At 66.5% G+C, this 19561-nt stretch carries 21 protein-coding genes; 12 read left to right on the top strand and 9 right to left on the bottom strand.

Translation table 11 applies throughout. The annotated features are described in order from the left end of the window. Positions 1 to 41 precede the first annotated feature (41 nt). Both OG782_RS13130 and OG782_RS13125 read left to right on the top strand, forming a co-directional pair. Positions 42 to 659, top strand: coding sequence for a dihydrofolate reductase family protein (locus tag OG782_RS13130; protein WP_406450518.1), 618 nt, complete (start codon positions 42 to 44; stop codon positions 657 to 659). 152 nt (positions 660 to 811) lie between these two features. Beyond that, the gene (locus tag OG782_RS13125; RefSeq protein ID WP_406450516.1) at positions 812 to 1456 is read left to right on the top strand and encodes a dihydrofolate reductase family protein; all 645 of its coding nucleotides are present in this window, start codon (positions 812 to 814) and stop codon (positions 1454 to 1456) included. A gap of 186 nt (positions 1457 to 1642) precedes the next feature. Here OG782_RS13125 and OG782_RS13120 read toward each other — a convergent pair whose 3' ends face one another. After that, entirely contained in the window at positions 1643 to 3322 is a 1680-nt protein-coding gene (locus tag OG782_RS13120; protein WP_406450514.1) for a cellulase family glycosylhydrolase, read from the bottom strand. Positions 3323 to 3607: 285 nt separating this feature from the next. Between OG782_RS13120 and OG782_RS13115 the strand changes: the two genes are divergently transcribed. The 4 genes from OG782_RS13115 to OG782_RS13100 all read left to right on the top strand — a co-directional run bounded on the left by OG782_RS13115 (position 3608) and on the right by OG782_RS13100 (position 5822). Next, positions 3608 to 4084: a cytidine deaminase family protein gene (locus tag OG782_RS13115; RefSeq protein ID WP_406450512.1), complete on the top strand. Its 477-nt coding sequence runs from the start codon at positions 3608 to 3610 to the stop codon at positions 4082 to 4084. 93 nt (positions 4085 to 4177) lie between these two features. Beyond that, positions 4178 to 4696: a GNAT family N-acetyltransferase gene (locus tag OG782_RS13110; protein WP_406450510.1), complete on the top strand. Its 519-nt coding sequence runs from the start codon at positions 4178 to 4180 to the stop codon at positions 4694 to 4696. A 97-nt stretch (positions 4697 to 4793) separates the two neighbouring features. Further along, positions 4794 to 5363 carry an SMI1/KNR4 family protein gene (locus tag OG782_RS13105; RefSeq protein WP_406450508.1) on the top strand — a complete coding sequence of 190 codons (570 nt, stop codon included), beginning with the start codon at positions 4794 to 4796 and terminating at the stop codon, positions 5361 to 5363. A gap of 93 nt (positions 5364 to 5456) precedes the next feature. Further along, complete coding sequence (locus tag OG782_RS13100) at positions 5457 to 5822, top strand: iron chaperone (RefSeq protein WP_406450506.1); 366 nt, start codon at positions 5457 to 5459, stop codon at positions 5820 to 5822. 106 nt (positions 5823 to 5928) lie between these two features. Here the strand turns inward: OG782_RS13100 and OG782_RS13095 are convergent, their stop codons facing one another. Further along, positions 5929 to 6633: a hypothetical protein gene (locus OG782_RS13095; RefSeq protein ID WP_406450504.1), complete on the bottom strand. Its 705-nt coding sequence runs from the start codon at positions 6631 to 6633 to the stop codon at positions 5929 to 5931. Positions 6634 to 6801: 168 nt separating this feature from the next. On the opposite strand from OG782_RS13095, the gene haaN reads away from it, so the two are divergent. Next, positions 6802 to 7275: a cyclophane-containing RiPP N-acetyltransferase HaaN gene (gene haaN, locus OG782_RS13090; protein WP_406450502.1), complete on the top strand. Its 474-nt coding sequence runs from the start codon at positions 6802 to 6804 to the stop codon at positions 7273 to 7275. Between the two features lie 732 nt (positions 7276 to 8007). Here the strand turns inward: haaN and OG782_RS13085 are convergent. Further along, positions 8008 to 8271: a hypothetical protein gene (locus OG782_RS13085; protein ID WP_406450500.1), complete on the bottom strand. Its 264-nt coding sequence runs from the start codon at positions 8269 to 8271 to the stop codon at positions 8008 to 8010. Between the two features lie 119 nt (positions 8272 to 8390). Here OG782_RS13085 and OG782_RS13080 point away from each other — a divergent pair, with 119 nt between their 5' ends. Together OG782_RS13080 and OG782_RS13075 are read left to right on the top strand one after the other, a co-directional pair. After that, positions 8391 to 9128: a DUF6879 family protein gene (locus OG782_RS13080; protein ID WP_406459041.1), complete on the top strand. Its 738-nt coding sequence runs from the start codon at positions 8391 to 8393 to the stop codon at positions 9126 to 9128. A gap of 27 nt (positions 9129 to 9155) precedes the next feature. Then, on the top strand, positions 9156 to 10007 hold the full coding sequence (locus OG782_RS13075; RefSeq protein WP_406450498.1) for a helix-turn-helix domain-containing protein: 852 nt from the start codon (positions 9156 to 9158) through the stop codon (positions 10005 to 10007). Here OG782_RS13075 and OG782_RS13070 read toward each other — a convergent pair whose 3' ends face one another. After that, positions 10008 to 10202 carry a DUF397 domain-containing protein gene (locus OG782_RS13070; RefSeq protein ID WP_406450496.1) on the bottom strand — a complete coding sequence of 65 codons (195 nt, stop codon included), beginning with the start codon at positions 10200 to 10202 and terminating at the stop codon, positions 10008 to 10010. It lies immediately after the preceding gene. Beyond that, a complete protein-coding gene (locus tag OG782_RS13065; protein ID WP_406450494.1) occupies positions 10202 to 11047 on the bottom strand; it encodes a helix-turn-helix domain-containing protein in 846 nt (281 codons plus the stop codon). The genes OG782_RS13070 and OG782_RS13065 overlap by 1 nt, the downstream gene beginning before the upstream one ends. 196 nt (positions 11048 to 11243) lie before the next feature. On the opposite strand from OG782_RS13065, the gene OG782_RS13060 reads away from it, so the two are divergent. Together OG782_RS13060 and OG782_RS13055 are read left to right on the top strand one after the other, a co-directional pair. Further along, positions 11244 to 11918: an ATP-binding protein gene (locus OG782_RS13060; protein ID WP_406459040.1), complete on the top strand. Its 675-nt coding sequence runs from the start codon at positions 11244 to 11246 to the stop codon at positions 11916 to 11918. Between the two features lie 103 nt (positions 11919 to 12021). Beyond that, complete coding sequence (locus OG782_RS13055; protein WP_406450492.1) at positions 12022 to 12945, top strand: YDG/SRA domain-containing protein; 924 nt, start codon at positions 12022 to 12024, stop codon at positions 12943 to 12945. Between the two features lie 8 nt (positions 12946 to 12953). Here the strand turns inward: OG782_RS13055 and OG782_RS13050 are convergent, their stop codons facing one another. The 4 genes from OG782_RS13050 to OG782_RS13035 all read right to left on the bottom strand — a co-directional run bounded on the left by OG782_RS13050 (position 12954) and on the right by OG782_RS13035 (position 18670). Then, positions 12954 to 16097, bottom strand: a complete 3144-nt coding sequence (locus OG782_RS13050; protein WP_406450490.1) for a DUF3427 domain-containing protein — start codon at positions 16095 to 16097, stop codon at positions 12954 to 12956. A gap of 133 nt (positions 16098 to 16230) precedes the next feature. Continuing rightward, positions 16231 to 16761 (bottom strand): hypothetical protein, encoded by a 531-nt coding sequence (locus tag OG782_RS13045; protein WP_406450488.1) that lies wholly within the window; start codon positions 16759 to 16761, stop codon positions 16231 to 16233. A gap of 268 nt (positions 16762 to 17029) precedes the next feature. After that, positions 17030 to 17572 carry a GNAT family N-acetyltransferase gene (locus OG782_RS13040; RefSeq protein ID WP_406450486.1) on the bottom strand — a complete coding sequence of 181 codons (543 nt, stop codon included), beginning with the start codon at positions 17570 to 17572 and terminating at the stop codon, positions 17030 to 17032. Between the two features lie 90 nt (positions 17573 to 17662). Continuing rightward, complete coding sequence (locus OG782_RS13035; RefSeq protein ID WP_406450484.1) at positions 17663 to 18670, bottom strand: SEC-C metal-binding domain-containing protein; 1008 nt, start codon at positions 18668 to 18670, stop codon at positions 17663 to 17665. Positions 18671 to 18748: 78 nt separating this feature from the next. On the opposite strand from OG782_RS13035, the gene OG782_RS13030 reads away from it, so the two are divergent. Continuing rightward, positions 18749 to 19537, top strand: coding sequence for a class E sortase (locus OG782_RS13030; RefSeq protein ID WP_406450482.1), 789 nt, complete (start codon positions 18749 to 18751; stop codon positions 19535 to 19537). Positions 19538 to 19561 lie beyond the last annotated feature (24 nt).

Here is a 19561-nt window from a genome sequence, read left to right as displayed (position 1 = left end):
GTCGACGCGGCGGCGGACGGTCAACGGACGAAAGGCCCGACGTGCGCAAGCTCGTGTACTACATCGCCTCCAGCCTCGACGGTTTCATCGCCGGGCCGGACGGTGCCGACCCCACCGGACCGGACGGATTCTGGCCGGTCCCGGAGGACTACGTCGGGCACATGATCACCGAGTACCCGGAGACCCTGCCGGGACCGGCCAGGGCCGCGCTCTCGATCACGGCGGAGGGCACGCACTTCGACACCGTGCTCGAAGGCCGGCGGTCCTACGAGATCGGCCTCAAGGCGGGCCTCACCGACGCCTACCCGCACCTGCGGCACCTCGTGTTCTCCCGCACGCTGGGCGAGAGCCCCGACCCCGCCGTGGAGATCGTCGCGAGTGATCCGGTCGCGCGGGTGAAGGAGCTGAAGCAGGAGGAGGGCAAGGACCTCTGGTTGGTCGGCGGCGGCGAACTGGCCGGTTCCCTGTACTCCGAGATCGACACGCTGATCGTGAAGCTGAGCCCGATGACCATCGGTGCCGGTATTCCGCTCTTCTCGCAGAAGGCCACGTTCGACCCGACCGGCTGGACGCTGACGGACCACACGGTCCTCGGCAGCGGGGTGGCGTTCCTGACCTACGACCGTGCTGCCGCTCCCGCCGACACCGACGCGGGTTAGAGGGCGGGCCGGACCGCACGTACGACCGGAATGCCGTTGTTTCTCCACCGTGCGCCGGAGTGGGACGGCGATGAGTCTGCCCGTTCCAGGCAGTCTCGTCCCTGTGGCTCATCACTGTCGGCACCATGCCGGCAAGTAGAAGGAGGAAGCGCATGAAACAGCTGCTGAAGGTGCAGAACTTCACCGTCTCGAGCGATGGGTACGGTGCCGGTGAGGGGCAGAGCCTCGAGCGGCCGTTCGGGCACGCCGACCCCGGGACCATGTTCACCTGGGCCGGTGCCACGGCGAGCTGGCCCAACCGCACCGACCCCGGCGGGAGCCGAGGTCTCGACGACTACTTCACCCGGGACTTCAGCCACAACATCGGCGCCGAGATCATGGGCCGCAACAAGTTCGGGCCGCAGCGCGGGCCCTGGACGGACCACGACTGGCGCGGCTGGTGGGGCGACGAACCCCCGTTCCACACCCCGGTGTTCGTGATGACCCACCACACGCGTCCCTCGTTCACGCTCTCCGACACCACATTCCACTTCGTCGACGACGATCCCGCCACGGTCCTCGAAACGGCGAGGGAGGCGGCGCAGGGCAAGGACGTCCGACTCGGCGGCGGGACCACCACCATCCGGGAGTTCCTTGACGCGGACCTCGTCGACACTCTGCACGTGGTGGTCTCGCCGGTGAAGCTCGGCGCGGGGGTGCGGCTGTGGGAGTCCCCCGACGAGCTGCTCGACCGGTTCCACCACGAGGCCGTGCCCAGCCGGAGCGGCGTGACGCATCACGTGTTCTGGCGGAAGTGATCCCACGGCCCCCGGCCATTGATGCCCGGACCGTCGGACCGTCGGCCGGCCGGGGCGATGGCCCAGGCCGGCCGACGGTACGGCGTCATGGCGGGTTCGGCGGGTTCGGCGGGTTCGGTGGGTACGGCGGGTTCGGTGGGTTCGGTGGGTATGGCCTCGGGCCGCCGCGCCTCGGGCTGCCGTGCCTCAGGCCGCGGCGCAGGCGGCGCCGCTGAGGGTGAACGCGGTCGGAGCGGAGTTCGTACCGCTCTGGCTGCCGGTGAAGCCGACGGTGACCGAGCCGTTCGCGGCGATCGTCGAGGTGTACGAGGCGGGCGCCACGCTCACCGAGCCGCCGGTCTGCGAGGGGATACCGCCCCACATGTTGGTCACGCTCTGGCCGTTGGCGAAGGCGAAGCCCAGCGTCCAGCCGTCGATGACCGTGGTGCCGGTGTTGCGGATGGTGATCTCGCCCTGGAAGCCGCCCGACCACGTGCTGACGACGCGGTAGCCGACCGAGCAGCCGACGCCCGGCGTGGTGCCGCCCTCGTCCGTGGTGACACCCACCGTGGCCGAGCGCGCCGAACGGTTTCCTGCCGCGTCGCGCGCGTACACGGCGAAGGTGTACGCCGTGTCGGCGGTCAGGCCGGTGACGGTGACGCCGGTGGTGGCGGAGGAGGCGACGGCCGTCTCCGTGGCGCCGTTGACGCGGACGACGTCGTAACCGGCGACAGCGACGTTGTCGGAGGCCGCGGTCCAGCCGAGCGTGACGGAGGTGTCCGTGACCGCGGAGGCGGCCGGGGCGCCGGGTGCGGTCGGGGCCTCGGTGTCCTCGGCGGCACCGCCGTAGACGGTGGCCTCGCGGGAGGTCTGGGCGATGCCGTCGGCGCCGTGGAAGATGCGCTCACCCCACGAACTGAGCCGGGTGGGATCGAAGCCGATCGTCAGGTCGAGGATCGGGTCGGTGTTGCCGCTCCAGGACCAGGCGATGTATCCGAGCCCCAGCTCCTCGGCGGTGGACATCATGGTGTCCTCGTCCGGGTCGCCGTACTGGTCGGCCGGACCGCCGAACTCGCCGATGACCAGGGGCAGTCCGGCGTTCACGAAGGCGTGGAGGTAGTCGGTGACCTTCTGGGCGGTGTTGTAGACGCTGTACATGTGGATCGAGAAGACCAGGTTGCCGGTGGGGTCGGCGTCGTACACCGCCTGGGCGTTGTCCCGCATGACGCCCTGCCAGTCCTGGCCCCAGTTGGGCGCGTCCACCATGATCGTGTGCGCGAACCCGGCGCTGCGCAGCTTCTGGATCGCGGCGGTCGTGGGCGCGGTCCAGCCGGCGGGGTCGGTGTTGCCCCAGGGCTCGTTGCCGATGTTGATGATGACGTAGTCCTCCTGGCCGGCGAGGACGTCCTTCAGGCTGATCCAGTAGTCGGCGGCGTGGTCGAGCGTTCCGGCGGCGGAGTCCTCGCCGTACCCGGTGGTGTCGTGCACCTCCAGTACGCAGATGAGCCGGTTGGCCTTGCACTGGGCGATGACGGCGGCCACGTCGTCGGGGCTGTTCCTGCTCCAGCGGAAGCCGTCGGACAGGACGACGCGGACGGTGTTGGCGCCCGTGGCCTTGATGTCGGCCAGCGACTGGGTCTCGCCCGGGTACCAGGTGTGGGCGTGGTTGACCCCGCGCATGATGAAGTCGTTGCCGTTGCCCTCGAGCAGCCGGCCGTCGCTGATGTGGAGACCGGTACCGGTGGGCGCGGAGGAGGCGGCCTGCGCCGGGGCGAGGGCGCCGAGGGCGAGGAACCCGAGGAGGGTCGCCAGGACGGTCAGGACGACGGTGACGGGACTCGTGCGCTGACTTCTGCGCCCAGCGCCTGTCGCTGTGCTTCCTGCCATGTCTCTTGCTGCGCTTCGTGCTGTTCTCACTGCGGCTCCAGGGGGTGAGCGGTTCAGGGGCTGAGCATCGACAGACGTTCGACGGCAGACGTTCAACCGCCTTGTGGGAGCGCTCCCACAATTTGCGCGCTCCCATGAAGCCATTCAGTCAGGGGCACGTCAAGAGATCGGACAGGGTCGGGTACGGGGCGGGGCCCGGGGCGGCGAGGCCCGTCCGGCGCGGCGGCGGACCGGGACAGCGTCCGCGACCAGGTCCCAGGGCCGTTCGGCCCTAACATGCGCGGCATGAACATTCCCTGCCGCGAGCTGACGCCCCAGGACCGTGAACTCATCGACTACGCCAAGCGGATCGTCGACGCCCACACCGATGGCGAGGACGGCGCGCACACCATGGGCGCCGCCGTCAGGGGAGCCGACGGAAAGATCTACGGCGGGATCAACGTCTACCACTTCACGGGCGGCCCGTGCGCCGAACTCGTAGCCCTGGGCCATGCCCGCGCGTCCGGCGCCAGGGAGCTCACGACGATCGTGGCCGTCGGCAACTTCGACCGGGGCGTCTTCGACCCGTGCGGCCGGGACCGCCAGGTGCTCTTCGACTACCACCCGGGCATCAGGGTCATTCTCCCGACGCCGGAGGGCCTGAGGAGCGTACGGATCAAGGACCTCATGCCACTCGCGGGCGGCTGGACCATCGAGGGCGGTGCGCAGCCGTCGGCCTCGACGCAGCCGGAGGAATCCGGGGGCTGGCGACTGGACGGATAGCTCCTCAGGCCTCGTGGCCGTACCGTTCTGCGTACCGGTCTGCGTACCGGCCTGCGTACCGGTCTGCGTACCGGCCTGGCTACCCTGACCGGCATGTCCACGCTCTCCTTCCCCGTCCCCCTCTCCCTCTCTCCGCTCCGGTTCTCCGCGCAGGAGATCACCGATGTCGTGGAGCTCTACGCGACCAACCCGGAGTACGTCCGCGCCGCCGGCGAGTACGACCCCGAGGACATCGGGGCGGACCGGGTCGAGGCCGATCTGCGGGAGGAAGCGGGGACCGATGGCTGCGAGGTACTGCTCGCCCGCGATGACCAGGGACGCCTCGCCGGGATCCTCTGCCTGCTCGACCGCCACCCCACGGACGGCTTCCCGTGGATCGGGCTGCTGATGGTGCACGGCAGCTTCCGCCGCAAGGGCATCGGCCGACGGCTGGCCGGCCTGGTCGAGGAGCGGTACCGCGGCGAGGGCCGGGAGGGCATCCGGCTCGCGGTCCTGGAGAACAACCCCGCAGCCCTCACGTTCTGGAGTGCATTGGGCTGGCAGGAGATCGACCGCCGTGCCGACAGGCAGTTCGGCCGCCCCTGCATCGTCATGCACAAGCAACTGACCTGACGTGCCCGTTCGTGCGACGAGGGCCCCGAGTTGCTGGAATCCCGGTCCGGCTACGATGCGACGCCCCGAGCCATGCTGAACGTTGAGGAGAACCACCTTGTCCGGACAGGTCCACGAAGCTGTCGCCTCGGTGTGGGAACAGATAGAGAAGTGGTACGCAGAACAGGACGCCGCGCACTTCCTGCTGCCCCCCGCAACGGCTGAGGACATCGCCGCGGTCGAATCGGAACTCGGCGTCCCACTGCCTCAGGAGGTCAAGGCCTCCCTGCTGAGGCACAACGGCTCCAGGGACGGCGGCTGGCCGTCCGGCACTCTCCTGTCGTGCACGGCGATCGTCGAGGAGACCGGGGTGTGGCGGGATCTCCTGTCCGACGGATCGTTCGACGACGTGGCGGACTTCCACTCGGACGACGACGGCGTCCAGGCCCTCAAGCCGGGCTGGTGGAACCTCGGCTGGGTCTCCCTGGACGCGGACGGCGGAGGAAACGGAGCCGTACTGGACCTCTCCCCGGGCCCCGGCGGGAAGAGCGGCCAGATCATCGACATGGACCACGAAACCGGCCCGACCGGACCCACGGCACCGGACTTCACCGGCTACCTGAACGACCGGCTGGAGGCGTTGGAGGACTGCGCCGTCATCGACGGCGAGTACGTGGACGCCGAATAGAACCTGCCGTCACCGCCGACGGGCCGCACGGACACCCCGGACCACGGCTGACCGGCTGCCCCTTTGCCGGGCCTTGCCGCGTACGCTCGGATCATGGTGCAAAGCCGGGCAGAAGACGTGGATGGCTACCTCGCCGAGGTTCCCGAGGAACGCAAAGAGGCATTGACCCGGCTGCGCGATCTCTGCCGCGCGGAGCTGCCCGGATTCGCCGAGGTGATGGCGTACGGAATGCCCGCGTACGAGCGCGACGGCATCGGGGAGATCGCCTTCGCGAGCCAGAAGCAGTACATCTCCTTCTATCTGCTGCGCAGTGATGTCCGCGATGCCTTCGCCGACCGGCTGGCCGGCCATGACATGGGGAAGGGCTGCTTGCGTTTCCGTAAGCCGGAAAAGATCGACTTCGTGCTTCTGCGGGATCTGCTGCGGGCCACGGCGGCGGGGCCGGGCACGGTCTGCTGAGGAAGCCCCGGGGCCCGGGGCGTACGAGGTTCCCGGGGGTGCCAGGCCGGTCGGCGGCCGGTCCGGTGGTCAGGGGCCGGTCCGGCGGTCAGGGCCCGCCCGGTGGTCAGCCGACCCTCGCCGGTGCAGCCGGAGGCGCCGAAATGACCGGTCGAAGACACTGCAGGTCCCGTTCATAGACGTCCCCCAGAACGTCTATCACCCGGATCTTGATATCCAGCACGGCCAGATTCTCGAGCGCTTTGGCGCCGAACGCCAGCAACTCCACTCCTTCTCTGCTGTTGTTGCTCATCGGTATGGATCCGCCCGGACCGAGATGCAGCAGGAAGTAGTCGCGATCCCCGTCGAGGCCCAGCGACCCCAGCGAGTCGACGGCCGCGTGCCAGGACATCCAGCCCGCGGGGATGGCTGCCCGTTGCGGACACGCCGGGGATGCCTGTATCCGGTAGGCCACGGACTGGACCACCGATCTCCCGCCACCCGCGTTGATCAGGGAGACGGTGCGCAGCGAGTTGGCGAGTTCGCTGCTGCGGCCCTTGAACGCGGACCAGCTCAGGGCGGGCTGCATGGTCTGTGAGAGCTGAGTCCGGGTCAGAACGATGCCGGTCAGCAGAGCGACTATGGCCGCGCACGTCGAAGCGTCGAGCACCGTGAACCGCCAGGGCCAGTCGTCACGTACACCGGCGTTCAGATTGGACTTGACGATCTCCCAGGACAGATTGCCCAGGGCGAAGACGAGCAGCGCCCTGGGCCACCGTAAGGTCTTGCCGCTGGTAGAGATCCGCCGCTGCTCCCACCGTGACTCCTCCACACGCCCTCCCACGTCTTCGTTCCCCCGTGTTGCCCGCACGCGCCTGCTCTCACCATGCAGCGCACCCGGGCAGGGGGCAACAGTGCGTGGAGCGCCGGGCGGAGGGCGGCCGGAGCCGAAATCCCGCACAGGCCCATCCACACAACCGCGAGAAGTCAGGAGAGACCGATGACTGCCACCATCCGCCCCGCCGACCGGAGCGACATCCCGGCCCTGGCCGATCTGATCGAGGAGATCGAGCGCTTCTACGGTGCCACCGAGATCCAGCCGCCCGACGAACGCCGAACCCAGATCGAGGAAGCCCTCTTCGGCTCCCCGCCCCTGGCCGCCGCCCTTGTGGTCGAGGACGAGAACGGCACCCTGGCCGGCCTGGCCGCGTACTCATTCCTCTGGCCGGCGACGGGAACCACGCACTCCCTGTTCCTCAAGGAGCTCTATCTCAGGGAAACACTCCGCCAACAGGGCGTAGGCGCCCGCCTGATGGCAGAACTCCACGCCATCGCCGCGGCCCGCCCCCGATGCAGCCGGATGGAGTGGATGACGGACCGGAGCAACCCGGCGGCGCGGACCTTCTACGAGTCGCTGGGGTTCGCGGAGTTGGACGGGAAGATCGTGTACCGGGTTGGTGCTTCGGCGGGGTGAGGGGGAGACACCTCCTGTTGAGCGCCGCCGTGACCCCGTGACCCGTACTCATGTCATCCAGGGAGTTGCATGACACGCACGGCCCACCACGCCCCGCCCTCGCAGACAAAGAAGTCACGCAGCGATCGGGCGACAGCCCCGTGGCACTCGATTGTGCTCCGGGACCTCCGATACAGCGCCAGGTGTCTGTCCGACGCCCGCTGCCAGTCCCGGCGACCGTGGCCCGACGCGGTCGGACGCCGGGTCGACGTCTACTGCTTCCCTCGCCACAACCGGGACCATTCCGTCACGCAATGGTCGGCACAGGCGGAGCGGCGAGCCCGTCAGCGGTTCCGTGCCCAGGCAACAGCCATCCGCCGGCTGGCGAACGCGTCCATGACGACGCTCGCTCCCGAAGAGGCAGACACGATCGATGTACCTCCGGCGCGCCACCGTCACAGCGCGATCTGGCTGGCGTGACGGCGGGGCCGGGCCCGGTAGCGGGGTCTCCGCCGCTGGCTCGGGCCTATTCAGTCCGTACGACCAAGGCGAACGACGTGTGTACTCGCCGGAACGACTGATGGCCGCTCCGTCCGGTGTGGCTCATGCAGGCGACGTCGATTGTCGATGAGTCTGTTGACGGCGTCGCCTCCCAATCGCACCACAGGCACGAAGCTTCAAAGGTGACCTCGGTATCAGGTTGCTCTGTGATCCGGTGCATGACGTACCTGTACACGGAACGCACGATCCCGCTCATCCCGGCGTCTCAGCACGGTGACGACCGATCTCAACGTTGATGTCGACAACCTTCGACCAGTCCCCTACTCGTACAGCTTCTGTTCGTTCCTTCGCCAAAGCGCCGCACACATCGCAGTTCCCCTCGGGATCCGGCGACAGTGCAGAGGCCATGACATGAGCCGGTGGCGCCGTCACCTTCTTCTCATCGTTCATGAAACGAGACGCTAGAAAACGGAAGTCGGAGAGCACCACCCGATGTTCTCGAATGTTCTCCCGCATCGTTGGAATGTTCTCGTGTGGTCCCAAATATCGTCATGAAACCTGCCCCCGCGGGCGGTATCGCCAGGGATGATGATGCGACTGGCGGCAACACCCCTGAACTGAAGGGACGTGGGAACGTGGCTCGAAGCCTCCGCTTCAATGGGACCGGCTCTGGGGGCGGCGGGTGCCCCTCCGTGCATGAGGACTTGAACACTGGAGAGGTCATCGTGCACGGCCCACCGCTCACCGATCCCCAAGACGTTTCCCAACTACAGCACTTGAGCGCTGGCGAAGTGCCGATCGTGGTGCCTCGTGATCTGCTGGTCGACTTCGCACCCAAGACTCCACGCACCCCTCGCATCATTGACCTTGAGGCGTTCGGGCAGCTGTTCCAGACGTTTGAGCACACTGCCTGGCGACTTGAGACGCGACGCAGGTTCGCATCCGATGAGGCCAGTGACACGTATGCCCAATTCTTGTCCGGAGATCCCGTCGAGTGGGACTACGACGATGACTGGTGCCGTAACGTCCGTGCACAGACGGATCGGGGAGCGCGGTTCGAGCGGGTCCGCGTCGTCGACGATCCGCCAACTCCCGGTCAACTGTTTCTGCTGGACAACGCGAAGCGCAACTGCGCCATGGGTGAGGACATTCGCAATCTATGGCGCTCGGATGGAAGACAACTCCAGCTACCTGAAGAGGACTTCTGGATCTTTGACTCTCGCCTGGTAGCTCTTCTCAACTTCAGTGACGACGACGTCCTTGTTGACGTAGAACTGATCACAGAGCCGGCAGCGGTCAACCGGTACGCCCAGGCGCGGGACGCAGCTTGGCACTACGCGATCCGATACGACGTGTTCGCTGCAAACCTCTGACCCCATAGAGCAGTTAGCGTGTAGCAGGTGAGCACAGACTTCCAGAAAGCGCGGGACGCCCTCGGCGCACGGCTTCGAGAGCTTCGCATCTCGGGGCCTGCGGGGCGCCTCACCGGCCCGCAGTTGAGTGAACGGCTCGGCTGGCCGCACTCAAAGATCTACAAGCTGGAGAACGGGCGGCAGACCGCCACCGCCGAGGACCTCAGTGCATGGGCGGAGGCGACGGGGCAACCAGCAACGGCTGAGGAGCTGCACTCGCGCCTTAAGGGCCTTGAGTCCCATGTTCGTTCATGGCGACGCCAACTTGCCGCGGGTCACCGCCCGGTCCAGGACGCAATCACGACCGAGCACGCCCGGACCTCCACCCTGCGCATCTGGGAGAACAGTCTCGTTCCAGGCATGGTTCAAACTCCAGACTATGCCCGTGCCGTATTCACCAGACACGCTCAGTTGATGCGCTCACCCAAGGACACCGAAGAGGCGGTACGGGTTCGGGTGCGACGCCAGGAGGCCCTATACGACACGGCGAAGCGGCATCGCATCATCATGTGGGAGGGGGCCTTGCGCTCCCTTGTCTGCTCGCCTCAGGTGCTGGCTGCGCAACTCGACCGCCTCGTCAGCATGATCGGTCTGGACACTGTGGAACTGGGCATTGTTCCGTTCGTAGCACCACTCAAGATCTACCCAGCGAACGGATTCTGGCTCTACGACGAACGGCTGGCCGTCGTAGAGGACTGGCACGCGGAACTCTGGATAGACGACACCGACAGCATTGCCGTCTATCTACGCACGTGGAACTCGTTGCGCGACTCGGCCGTATTTGGTGTCGAGGCACAGCGTGTTATCACTGACGCTCAGCGCAGCCTCAGTGCCAGCTGATCAAGGTTCCCTCTGCGGGCGGAAGTTGGTTACAAACTCTCCCCACGCGTTGGCTTGCACGATAATGTGCGGCCCTCGCGGGCGCTTCGAGTCTCGTACGCCGACCGAGGCGCCCAGCCGCGCGATCTCAACACACTCAGTCCCGCTGCCCCCGCTGTACGACGACTTGAGCCACCGGATGCCATCGTGATCCATCAGAGCTCCTCGTGGACTCGGTTCAACAGCGCGGCAGACGACTGGAGGTCCAGCGCCTGCGCGCGCAGGTACTCGAACGCCAATTTATAGCGTTGGAGTTCCTGCGGCTTCTCCATGAACAAGCCTCCGCCGATGATGTCTACGTAGACCACGTCGAGTTCGGGTGTCGAGCCACCAAGGATGACGAAGCTGCCCACGGCGGCGGCGTGCGCGCCGGATGCGAACGGCAGGATCTGCACGGTGATGTGCGGCTGCGCTGAGGCTGTGACCAGGTGTTCCAGTTGGTCGCGCATGACGTTGCGCCCTCCAACCGTCCGCCGGATGACTGCCTCGTCGATCACCGCCCAGAGGTGGGGAGGCTCATCGCGTGCGAGGAGCTCCTGCCTCTTCATTCGGATGTCAACCATGTGATTGATCTCTTGATCGGTGCACCTTATCTCAGAGGCACGATGAACTGCCTCTGCGTAGGCGCGAGTTTGGAGCAATCCCGGAACGTACATGCAGGCGTAGTGTCCCTCGCTCACCACCTCGTCTTCGAGGGTCAGCATGAGGTTCATGGACTCGGGGATTGGGTCGGCGAGTGAGCGCCACCAGCCCTGGATTCGGGCGCCCTTGGCTAGCTCGACGAGTGACTGTCGCTCCTGGTCGGATGCGCCGTACTCGCGGCATAGAGCGTCTACGGCCGGCCACTTGACCGTGCCTTCCTTCGTTTCATACCGGCTCAGTGTGGCTTTGGAGATGCCGACCCGGGCGCCTGCTTCTTCAAGTGTGAGGCCCGTCGCGTCGCGGAGACGCCGCAGGTCGGCCCCGAGCTGACGTCTACGAGTGGTGGGTCCAGGTGGCATGTCTTCGGCCCTTCGAGTCGGTCTCCGAGAGAGTGCACGGTGTCGAGTTTCCCAGGCAAGGCGGCGCACGCCGGGGGCGCGCACCAGTCCTGCGTACTTCCGCTCAACACCCATGAGAGTTCCATTTTGAGAGTTTCACTGCCACGTTATGAGGTGAGGCGGGAGCGCTGGGTGACCGTCAGGCGTGGGAAGGGTGATGGGCGTGGGTGGGTGTCGCTTCGGCGTCGAGCGCAAGAAGTGGGAGCTTCCGTTCCTGGCAGAGGCGCAGGGGCTTGCCGGCCTGCGTCGATTGATGCGGCTCCACCTTGAGCTCTGGGGGCTCTCTGCGGTGGTTCACGCAGCTCAGGTCTGCGTAACTGAGCTCGCGGCCAACGTTATTGAGCACGTAGGGGTCGGGGCGCCGTCTTGCCTGGCGGTGAGTATGAACGGGAGTCATCTGCGAATCGAGGTAACTGACTCTGACGGTCAAGGGCTTCCTACGCTGGTCAAAGCATCTGGCCTGGCGGAGCGAGGGCGAGGGATGGCCCTGGTGGACGGAGTCGCCGCTCGGTGGGGAGTGATCCTTCGCGGCACCTCTAAGGTCACGTGGTGTGAACTCGCGACTGGGCTGCACTCTTCTGATGGTCATGTGGAGGGAGCGCAGGTGGCGAAGGCTGAAGCGCTTCTCGGGCTATGTGGGCTTGGTGTGCGCGCCGTGTCATCACGCCATGAACGGATGACCGTAACCGAGGCTGCGGAAGTGGCGACGGCTCTTATCGCCGACTTGCTGCTCTGGTTGAGGGCTCACGGCTTTGACGTCGATGAAGTGCTTGACCGTGCGCAGCTCCATTTTGAAGCTGAAGTTGAAGCAGAAGTTGGGGAAGTGCTGTAGCTCGCCGGATGGCGCTCGGCTAGTTTGGGGCACCTGTCGGCGAGAATGAGCCATGATCAGTCAGAAGCTTTGATCGACCACGAGGATTCGGCAGCATGTTCGCATGTCGCCTTCGAAGCCCATCTACTTTGGTCCGCCTCCCCTTGTGGCTGAAGGGCAGTGGTTCCGTACACACGATGCCCTCTACGCCGCTGACGTGCACAGGTTTCGAGGGCGGGGTATCTCTGGCACGTCACACGAGGGGGTCGACTCCATCGTTGCGAGTGGTGGTTATGCCGGTGATGAGGATCTAGGTGACGTCATTGTCTATACGGCAATGGGCGGGGACCCTGATGAGAACGGATTCATCACCGCCGATCAGTCGCTGACCGGTGTCAACGAGGGGATGTTGATTAACTATCGGGAGGGCTTGCCCATTCGATACGTGCGGGGTTTGGGGATAAGGAGAGGTAAGGCGACCGAAGGGTACAAATACCGCGGCCTCTACCTTGTTGAGGACTACTGGAGCGTGCTAACTGATCGTGGGCACCTCATGTGGCAGTTCCGGCTAGCGAAGGCCGTGGCCGGCGAGCGTTGGGATGCAGATGATGTGGGCGAGGCCGTTGTAGAGGACGTCGTGACGCCACTGGAGCGGGCGGCTGCGAGGTACGTGAGTACCCAGCGGCGTGTGCGCAACACTGTCGAGGCGCGAGCCATAAAGTCTCTCTACGACAACACATGTCAGATGTGCCGTATACCAGTGGTGGTGGACATCAACGGTGCGCGGTATAGCGAGGGAGCGCACATACATGCACTCGGTAGACCACACCGCGGCCGTGATGTACGAAGTAATATTCTATGCCTCTGTCCGAACTGTCACGTTCTGTTCGACAATGGGGCGCGCCTCATTACTGACGACTTCAAGGTCGTGGACGCTCTCAGTCGGGCAGTGATAGGCGATCTATATGTGGAACCTGGTCATCGGATAGATCCTGAATGTGTGCAGCAGCATCGCACCCGGTGGGCGGATCGATCTCAAGGTCTATAGAGTAAAGGTTATCCCACGGCAATGGAGGAGTATGTCCAGACGTCTGCCGTCATCTCGTGACGGAGTCGCCAGACGATCCCCATGGGTTTACTGCCCTTGTGCTGGACGTACTCAGCAGGACCCAAAAGGATCCAGGGCTGCGGGCCACCGATGTCGGTCTTCTTGTAGCGACGCACGAAGAGCAGCACGTGAGAGCCGTCCTCCTTATGGGTCCGGTAGCGGATGCCTGTTGGGGAAGATTCTGACGTCTGGTTCTGGGACTCCCAGTGGAACTCAAACTCGTTCAAGGCGTAGTCCTTGTAGCGAGTCTCTGGGGAGAAGTCCTTTTCGTCCTTCTCGAGAGTGATGAGAAGGGCATCAGTCTGGATGCTCTCGCACCACTTCACGCCTTCCCGGAAGTGCCCAGGCATGAAGCCATTCACGGTGGACTGGCCCAGCGCGGGGAGGATCTCTTCGCGGCTGTACGAGGCGTGTACTGCCAGTGGGAGATTGTCGTGCGCACCGAATAGCGGAAGAGGGAGGTGGTCGGCCAGGTTGAGGACGTGGGCCAGAACCTGGCGGACCTCGTCTCGAAAGGCGTGCTGTACGCGGAGGGTGTCGAAACCTTCCTGGTAGTTCGTGAAATCGCCACCCAAGGGCCAGAGCGAGAAGAAGAACATGCGGGCGTACGCCTGTTCCTGGTCATTCAGTTGGTCGTACGTGGGGGCGTCGTCGATGAGGAGCTTGGTGTACGCCGCGACGCGTGCTGGGTCGTCGACATGGAGGAACGCCGATACGCGCTTCAAGAGTGCTGCCTCGCCGTTGGGAGCGGTCGGATCGAGGAGCTTGGCACGGCGGAGAAGTCCCGTCCAAGAGTTTCCACTGCCTCGATAGAGCTCCTTGAGCTCACGGCCGCTCTCCTTGAGGTAGTCCGCGAGCCGCGGTTCCGCGTAGGCCGCGACCTCGCGGGCGAGCTGGATTACGTTGACGCCGATCTGGTTGCGGATGTTGTCGAGGATCAAAGCCTTGGCCTTCGTCTCAAGGATGATCTGGCAGCCAGACGGCAACTGGGGGAAGTCGTCCTCGATGTTGGCGAGGAGACGGTTTCGTGTCAGGTTGGTCAGGGCGCGGAACTGCTCCTCGAACCGGAACTCCTTGCGGTGCTGACCGATGAAGTCGAGGACGGTGAGGACTGACTTGTTCTCGGTGCGGCGCAGCCCACGTCCCAGTTGTTGAAGGAACACCGTGGCGCTTGAGGTCGGCCGCAGGAGAATGAGCGTGTCGACATCAGGGATGTCGAGTCCTTCATTGAACAGGTCGACAGAGAAGATGACTTGGAGCGTCCCCAAACGAAGCTCATCGAGCGCTTCCTTGCGCTCGTGCTTGGGTGTCTCGCCGGAGAGCGCCACGGCGTTGAGGCCGGCACGTCGGAAGAAGTCAGCCATGAACTGGGCGTGTGCCACTGAGACGCAGAAGCCTAGCGCCCGCATGACTCCAGGGTCGGTGACCTTGTCCTTCACTGCTTTGACTACGAGCCTGGCCCGGGCATCGTTACCGGTGAACAGGTTACTGAGAGCGCTCGTGTCGTATGCTCCCCGCTTCCAGGTCAGGGTGCTCAGGTCGGTGTTGTCGGTGACGCCGAAGTAGTGGAACGGGCTCAGCAGCTCGTTCTCTAGTGCCTCCCAGAGCCGCAGCTCGGCAGCGATCCGGCCGTCAAAGAACTCATCCTGGATGTTCAGCCCGTCCATCCGCTCGGGGGTGGCCGTGAGGCCGAGTAGCTCCTCCGGGGTGAAGTGGTCCACGATCCTTCGGTAGGTCTTTGACGTGCCGTGGTGGAACTCATCGATCACGATGACGTCGAAGTGATTTCGAGCCAGGCGCTCCAGGGCGCGCGCGTTGAGTGACTGAACGCTCGCGAAGACGTGGTTCCATTCCTCGGGCATCTCTCCGCCGTAGAAGAGCTCGCCGAAGTTCGCATCGACCAGAACGTTCTGGTACACCCGCAGGGACTGCTCCAGGATCTCTTTGCGATGGGCCACGAAGAGCAGACGGGGGTCCCGGCCAAGCTTCTGTCGCAAGTGCTTGTAGTCCAGGGCTGCCATCACCGTCTTGCCTGTGCCGGTGGCTGCGACGAGCAGGTTGCGGTTCCGCTCGTGAACGGTGCGCTCGACTTCAAGGCGTTCTAGCATGTCGCGCTGGTGTGGATATGGGCGGACTTCAAGTCCGGAGAGTGTGATGATGTTGCGGGCCTGCTGGCCGGAGGGACTACCAGCGTGAGAGAGCGCCTCATCCAATCGTTGCGCGTCGCTGTCGGGGTTGTACGACTCGAAGGAGCGCTCGCTCCAGTAGGCGTCGAAGGTTGCCTCGAACTTGCGCAGGACCGATGGGGTGGCGATCGACGAAAGCCGTACGTTCCATTCGAGACCATCGAGGAGCGCGGCTTTCGAGAGGTTGGAGCTGCCGACGTACGCAGTGTCGAAGCCACTGTTCCGACGGAAGAGCCACGCTTTGGCGTGCAGGCGAGTCGAGCGGAGCTCGTAGTTCACCTTCACTTCAGCGCCGAATTCACGAACGAGCCGGTCGAGTGCGCGACGCTCCGTGGCACCGATGTACGTGGTCGTGAGAACCCTGATGGGGACGCCGCGATCCCGGGCAGACGTCAGCGACTGCTCGAGTACCCGCAGGCCATGCCACTTCACGAAGGCGCAGAGCAGGTCCACACGGTCGGCCGTTGCCAGTTCCCTTCGAATCTCAAATCCCAAGCTCGGATCCTCAGGCGAGTTGGTGATGAGCGCAGTCTCTGAGAGAGGTGTGGCAGGCCGGATGGCGTAGACGCCGGGCGCTTCCTGCTCTGCAACGGCGAGGAGCTGTCGAGGCCCGTCGATGACCGCGTCGACCCATTCAGCGGCGCCGTCAATGGTGTTGAGGGATTCGAGGATGTGGTTGGCGGCTACGACCTGTTCCGCCGGTTTGAGGCTTTGAAGTACCTGACGCACGGTGCTGGCGATGTGGCGAGACAGAACGTGTGGCGTCGACTCGGTGCCCACGGCGCCGTCGATCGCGTGCCAACCCGCTGAGCTGAGCTGCTTCATTTGCTCTTCGAGGCGCCGGGTGATCAGCGTCTCGTACAGGCCGGCAACGGGCGCCGCTCCCTCTGAAGCATGGCTAGGCATGGCCAAGTCCCCCTCATCGCGACACTTATGTACGCAGTTGTATCAAGGGAAACTGACAAACCCTGATTGCATGGCAGGGGCATCCCCCGCCCCGCCGAACCCCGCCCGGTAGTCCGGGGATCGAGACCCGGCTTCAGTGCCGGCGGCCGTAGCCAGGCCCGAGCCCCGGACCGCGGGTCCCTCTTGGCTCGCGGGTCCCCGGCCCTCGGGTCCCCGGCTCGCGGGTCCCCGATCCGCCGGTCCCTGGCCCGCCGATCCCCGGCTCGCCGAACCATGCCCGGCATTCCGGCCGGTTCGGCCGGACGGCGAGCAGGATCGCCGGGGGGAGCCAGATCAGGCTCAGGATGAACGGCAGGAACATCAGCAGCACCACGGTGAAGGCCAGGACCACCCTGCCGTAGGCGATGGCTGAATTACGTACGGCGGGGAGGCGGGTCGGGAACTTGAGGGCGGTGATGATGCCCCAGGCCGCCCCCGCCATGATGAGGATGCCGACGAAGACGACCGTGCCCGAGTACGTCTCGCCCGGGGTCGGCGCGTCGGGGCCGTCCCAGGTGGACGTGGCGATGGCGGCGCTGTTGGTTACCAGGGCCAGGCCGAGGACCGCCTGGATACCGCCGACGATCATCATGAGCGTGCGCAGGCCGCTGACCGCAGCGGGCATCTGGCCGCCGGCAGGGGACGGGCCGTGACCGGGTCCGCCGAATCCGTCCGGTCCACCGGAGCCGGGCGGGCCCGAGGGGCGGGGCGGTATGCCGGGACCCGGGATTCCGTGAGCCCAAGAGCGTTGGGGTGGAGGGCGGTTGTCCGGGGTGGCTGGGTCGTTCGTGCTCATCCGGTGGCCTTCCCCGAAGCGGGTCCATTGTTCAGGAGGCCATGCTCGGGGGGCGGGGCTTGCTTGGCCAGAGGTAAGTCAGCCATGTCCGGCCGCATTACGTCGGTGTGGGTGTGGGTGTGGGTGCGGGTGCGGCTGTCGGCGTCTCGGCCGGGAGATGCCGTACGTATCCCACCCCCCGCTTCCCGCTCAGCACCAACTCCTCGCCCGTGAGGACGAATCCCATCCGTGTCAGCACCGCGCGTGAGGCGGTGTTCGTGAGGGCGGCCGCCGCGCGCACCGTCGTCAGGCCGTACGTCCTTTCGCACGCCTTGAGGATCTGGCGGACCGCCTCCGTCGCCAGACCCCGGCCCGTGGCCTTCTCGGCCAGGCGGAAGCCCAGATCGGCCGAGCCGTCCGCCACGTTCACCACGTTGAACCGGCCCAGGATCTCGCCGTCCTCCGCCACCAGCACGTGGAAGTGGCAGGCGCCCGTTTCCTGTTCGGCCAGGAGCGCCGCGTGGCGGGCGGCGAAGTCGGTGAAGTAGTCGTCGCCGCGGTCCGGCACCGAGGCGGCGAAGAACGCGCGGTTCTCCCGCTCGAACGCGAGGAGGGCCGGGGCGTGGTCGGGGCGCAGGCGCTGGAGTTGGATTTCGGGCATGGCGGCAGGGTACGCAGGGCCGGGCGGGCGGGGACACGGATTAATCGGGGCGGGCGCGCTCCCCGCCCCGCCGAAAGCCCCGAAGCCGTGCTACGCCGCAGCGCCCCCGTGGCAGTCCCGGTACGAGCGCTCCGTGCCGCACCAGCACGCCGCGCTTCTCGCCGGGGGCCACGGGACCGCGCGGCCCCGGGCTGCCAGGGTCGTGGCGTACTGGGGGAGCAGGTTCGCGTCGGCCGGGGAGGCGGCCTCGGAGGCGGCGAACGCCTCGTACGACGGGACCGTGCCCGTCACGATGCCGAGGTTCGGGGTGCCCGTCGTGTGCAGGTCGCGCAGGGCCGCCTCCAGACGGGCCAGGTGGTCCGGGTGCGAGGCGTACTCGCTGCCGAGGCCCGGGTAGGCGGTGAGCAGTTCGCGGAGTTCGGGCTCCGGCCAGTGCAGCACCGCCACCGGGAACGGGCGGGACAGGGCCGTGCGGTACGTGCCCAGTTCGGCGCGCAGCCGGGTGATCTCGGCCCGCAGCTCGCCCGGGTCCGAGGAGCCCAGCGCCCACAGCCGCTTCGGGTCGTGGAGCTCGTCCAGCGGGACGGCCGCCGTGTGCAGGGCGTCGGCCAGTTCGTCCCAGGCGTCGTGCGTGACACCCCTCAGGCGGCGCACCCGGTGGCGGCCGGTCAGCAGTGACTGGGTGGCGTACGGGACTTCCTCGCCCGGAGCGATGAGCAGGGTCAGGGCCGTGGAGAAGAAGTCGTGGGCCGCCTCGAGCTCGTCGTGGGCCTCCAGCGTCTCGGCCGCGATCTCCCAGGGGGCCGCCTCCAGCGGGCCCGCCGCGCGGATCCCGTCGATGATGGCGCGGGCCTCGGCCTCGTGGCCGTACTCCCACAGGTTGGCGGCGTTGAGCGCCTTGACCAGGTGGGGGTGTTCGGTGTCGGGGTCGCTGAGCAGTTCGTCGTAGAGCGTGGTGGCGCGGGCGCGGTCGCCGGCGAGTTCCAGATGGGCCGCCGCCTGGAGGAGCAGCGGCTCGTGGTCCTCGGGGTACTGCGCCGCGGTGCGCAGCAGGCGCTCGGCTTCGGTGGTGTGGTCGGCAGGCGTGTCGGGGCGCATGAACCACACCGTACTGCTGTACGGCCGCGGGACGGAGGCTTGTTCCCGCTCTGGAGAGTTACGGGGCTTGGCCCTATCGTGCGGGCCGTGGCCAAGCGGATACCGGTGGTGGTGCAGTACGACCCGCGCGGCAGGCGGCTGGCCGCGCGCGGGCTGTGGACGGGTGCGGAGCTGGTGATGACCCTCGGAGTCGTCCTGCTGCTGCTCGTCGCCCATCAGCTGTGGTGGACCAACCGCCAGGCCCGCGCCGAGGCCTCCCACACCGTGCAGTCCCTCCAGCGGGACTGGGACGAGCCCGAGGGGGCGGGGGCGGAGGCGGTGGACCCGCCCCCGGCGCAGGCGTCACCGGATCCGGCGGACGACAGCCCCGCCGTCGGGGCCCAGGACAAGGAAGACTCCGGCGGGGCGCCCCGCCGGTCCCAGGCGTACGCCGTCATCCGTATCCCGCGCATCGGGCTGACCGCGCCCGTCGCCCAGGGCATCAGCAGGAGCGGCGTCCTGGACAAGGGGTACGTCGGCCACTACCCCGGCACCGCGCAGCCCGGCGGCTCCGGGAACTTCGCGCTCGCCGGGCACCGCAACACGCACGGCGAGCCGTTCCGCTACATCAACCGGCTGCGGTCCGGCGACCGGATCACCGTCGAGACCCGGGACGCCGTCTACACGTACACCGTCGACAAGACCCTCGCCCGGACCGTGCCGGGCGACGGCGGCGTCGTGGCCGCCGTGCCGCGCAGCAACATCAAGCCGTACGTGGGCTACCGGGCGGCCGGGTCCTACGTGACGCTGACCACGTGCACGCCGGAGTTCACCTCCCGCTACCGGCTCGTGGTGTGGGGGAAGCTGACGGATGTGCGGGGGAGATAGCGGGGGAGACCGCGGTGGTCAGCG

Source organism: Streptomyces sp. NBC_00876, from assembly GCF_045207435.1.
Lineage (GTDB): Bacteria > Actinomycetota > Actinomycetes > Streptomycetales > Streptomycetaceae > Streptomyces.
The sequence above is the reverse complement of the archived record's forward strand: the minus strand, read 5'-3'. Positions and strand labels throughout refer to the sequence as shown.

Coding starts and splice junctions, on each gene's coding strand:
- haaN (WP_406450502.1), top strand. CDS start 6,802: ATGACTGCCACCATCCGCCCCGCCGACCGGAGCGACATCCCGGCCCTG.
- OG782_RS13055 (WP_406450492.1), top strand. CDS start 12,022: ATGTCGCCTTCGAAGCCCATCTACTTTGGTCCGCCTCCCCTTGTGGCT.
- OG782_RS13085 (WP_406450500.1), bottom strand. CDS start 8,271: ATGCGGGAGAACATTCGAGAACATCGGGTGGTGCTCTCCGACTTCCGT.
- OG782_RS13100 (WP_406450506.1), top strand. CDS start 5,457: ATGGTGCAAAGCCGGGCAGAAGACGTGGATGGCTACCTCGCCGAGGTT.
- OG782_RS13045 (WP_406450488.1), bottom strand. CDS start 16,761: ATGCCCGCTGCGGTCAGCGGCCTGCGCACGCTCATGATGATCGTCGGC.
- OG782_RS13110 (WP_406450510.1), top strand. CDS start 4,178: ATGTCCACGCTCTCCTTCCCCGTCCCCCTCTCCCTCTCTCCGCTCCGG.
- OG782_RS13050 (WP_406450490.1), bottom strand. CDS start 16,097: ATGCCTAGCCATGCTTCAGAGGGAGCGGCGCCCGTTGCCGGCCTGTAC.
- OG782_RS13070 (WP_406450496.1), bottom strand. CDS start 10,202: ATGGATCACGATGGCATCCGGTGGCTCAAGTCGTCGTACAGCGGGGGC.
- OG782_RS13065 (WP_406450494.1), bottom strand. CDS start 11,047: ATGCCACCTGGACCCACCACTCGTAGACGTCAGCTCGGGGCCGACCTG.
- OG782_RS13035 (WP_406450484.1), bottom strand. CDS start 18,670: ATGCGCCCCGACACGCCTGCCGACCACACCACCGAAGCCGAGCGCCTG.
- OG782_RS13040 (WP_406450486.1), bottom strand. CDS start 17,572: ATGCCCGAAATCCAACTCCAGCGCCTGCGCCCCGACCACGCCCCGGCC.
- OG782_RS13060 (WP_406459040.1), top strand. CDS start 11,244: ATGGGCGTGGGTGGGTGTCGCTTCGGCGTCGAGCGCAAGAAGTGGGAG.
- OG782_RS13125 (WP_406450516.1), top strand. CDS start 812: ATGAAACAGCTGCTGAAGGTGCAGAACTTCACCGTCTCGAGCGATGGG.
- OG782_RS13115 (WP_406450512.1), top strand. CDS start 3,608: ATGAACATTCCCTGCCGCGAGCTGACGCCCCAGGACCGTGAACTCATC.
- OG782_RS13120 (WP_406450514.1), bottom strand. CDS start 3,322: ATGGCAGGAAGCACAGCGACAGGCGCTGGGCGCAGAAGTCAGCGCACG.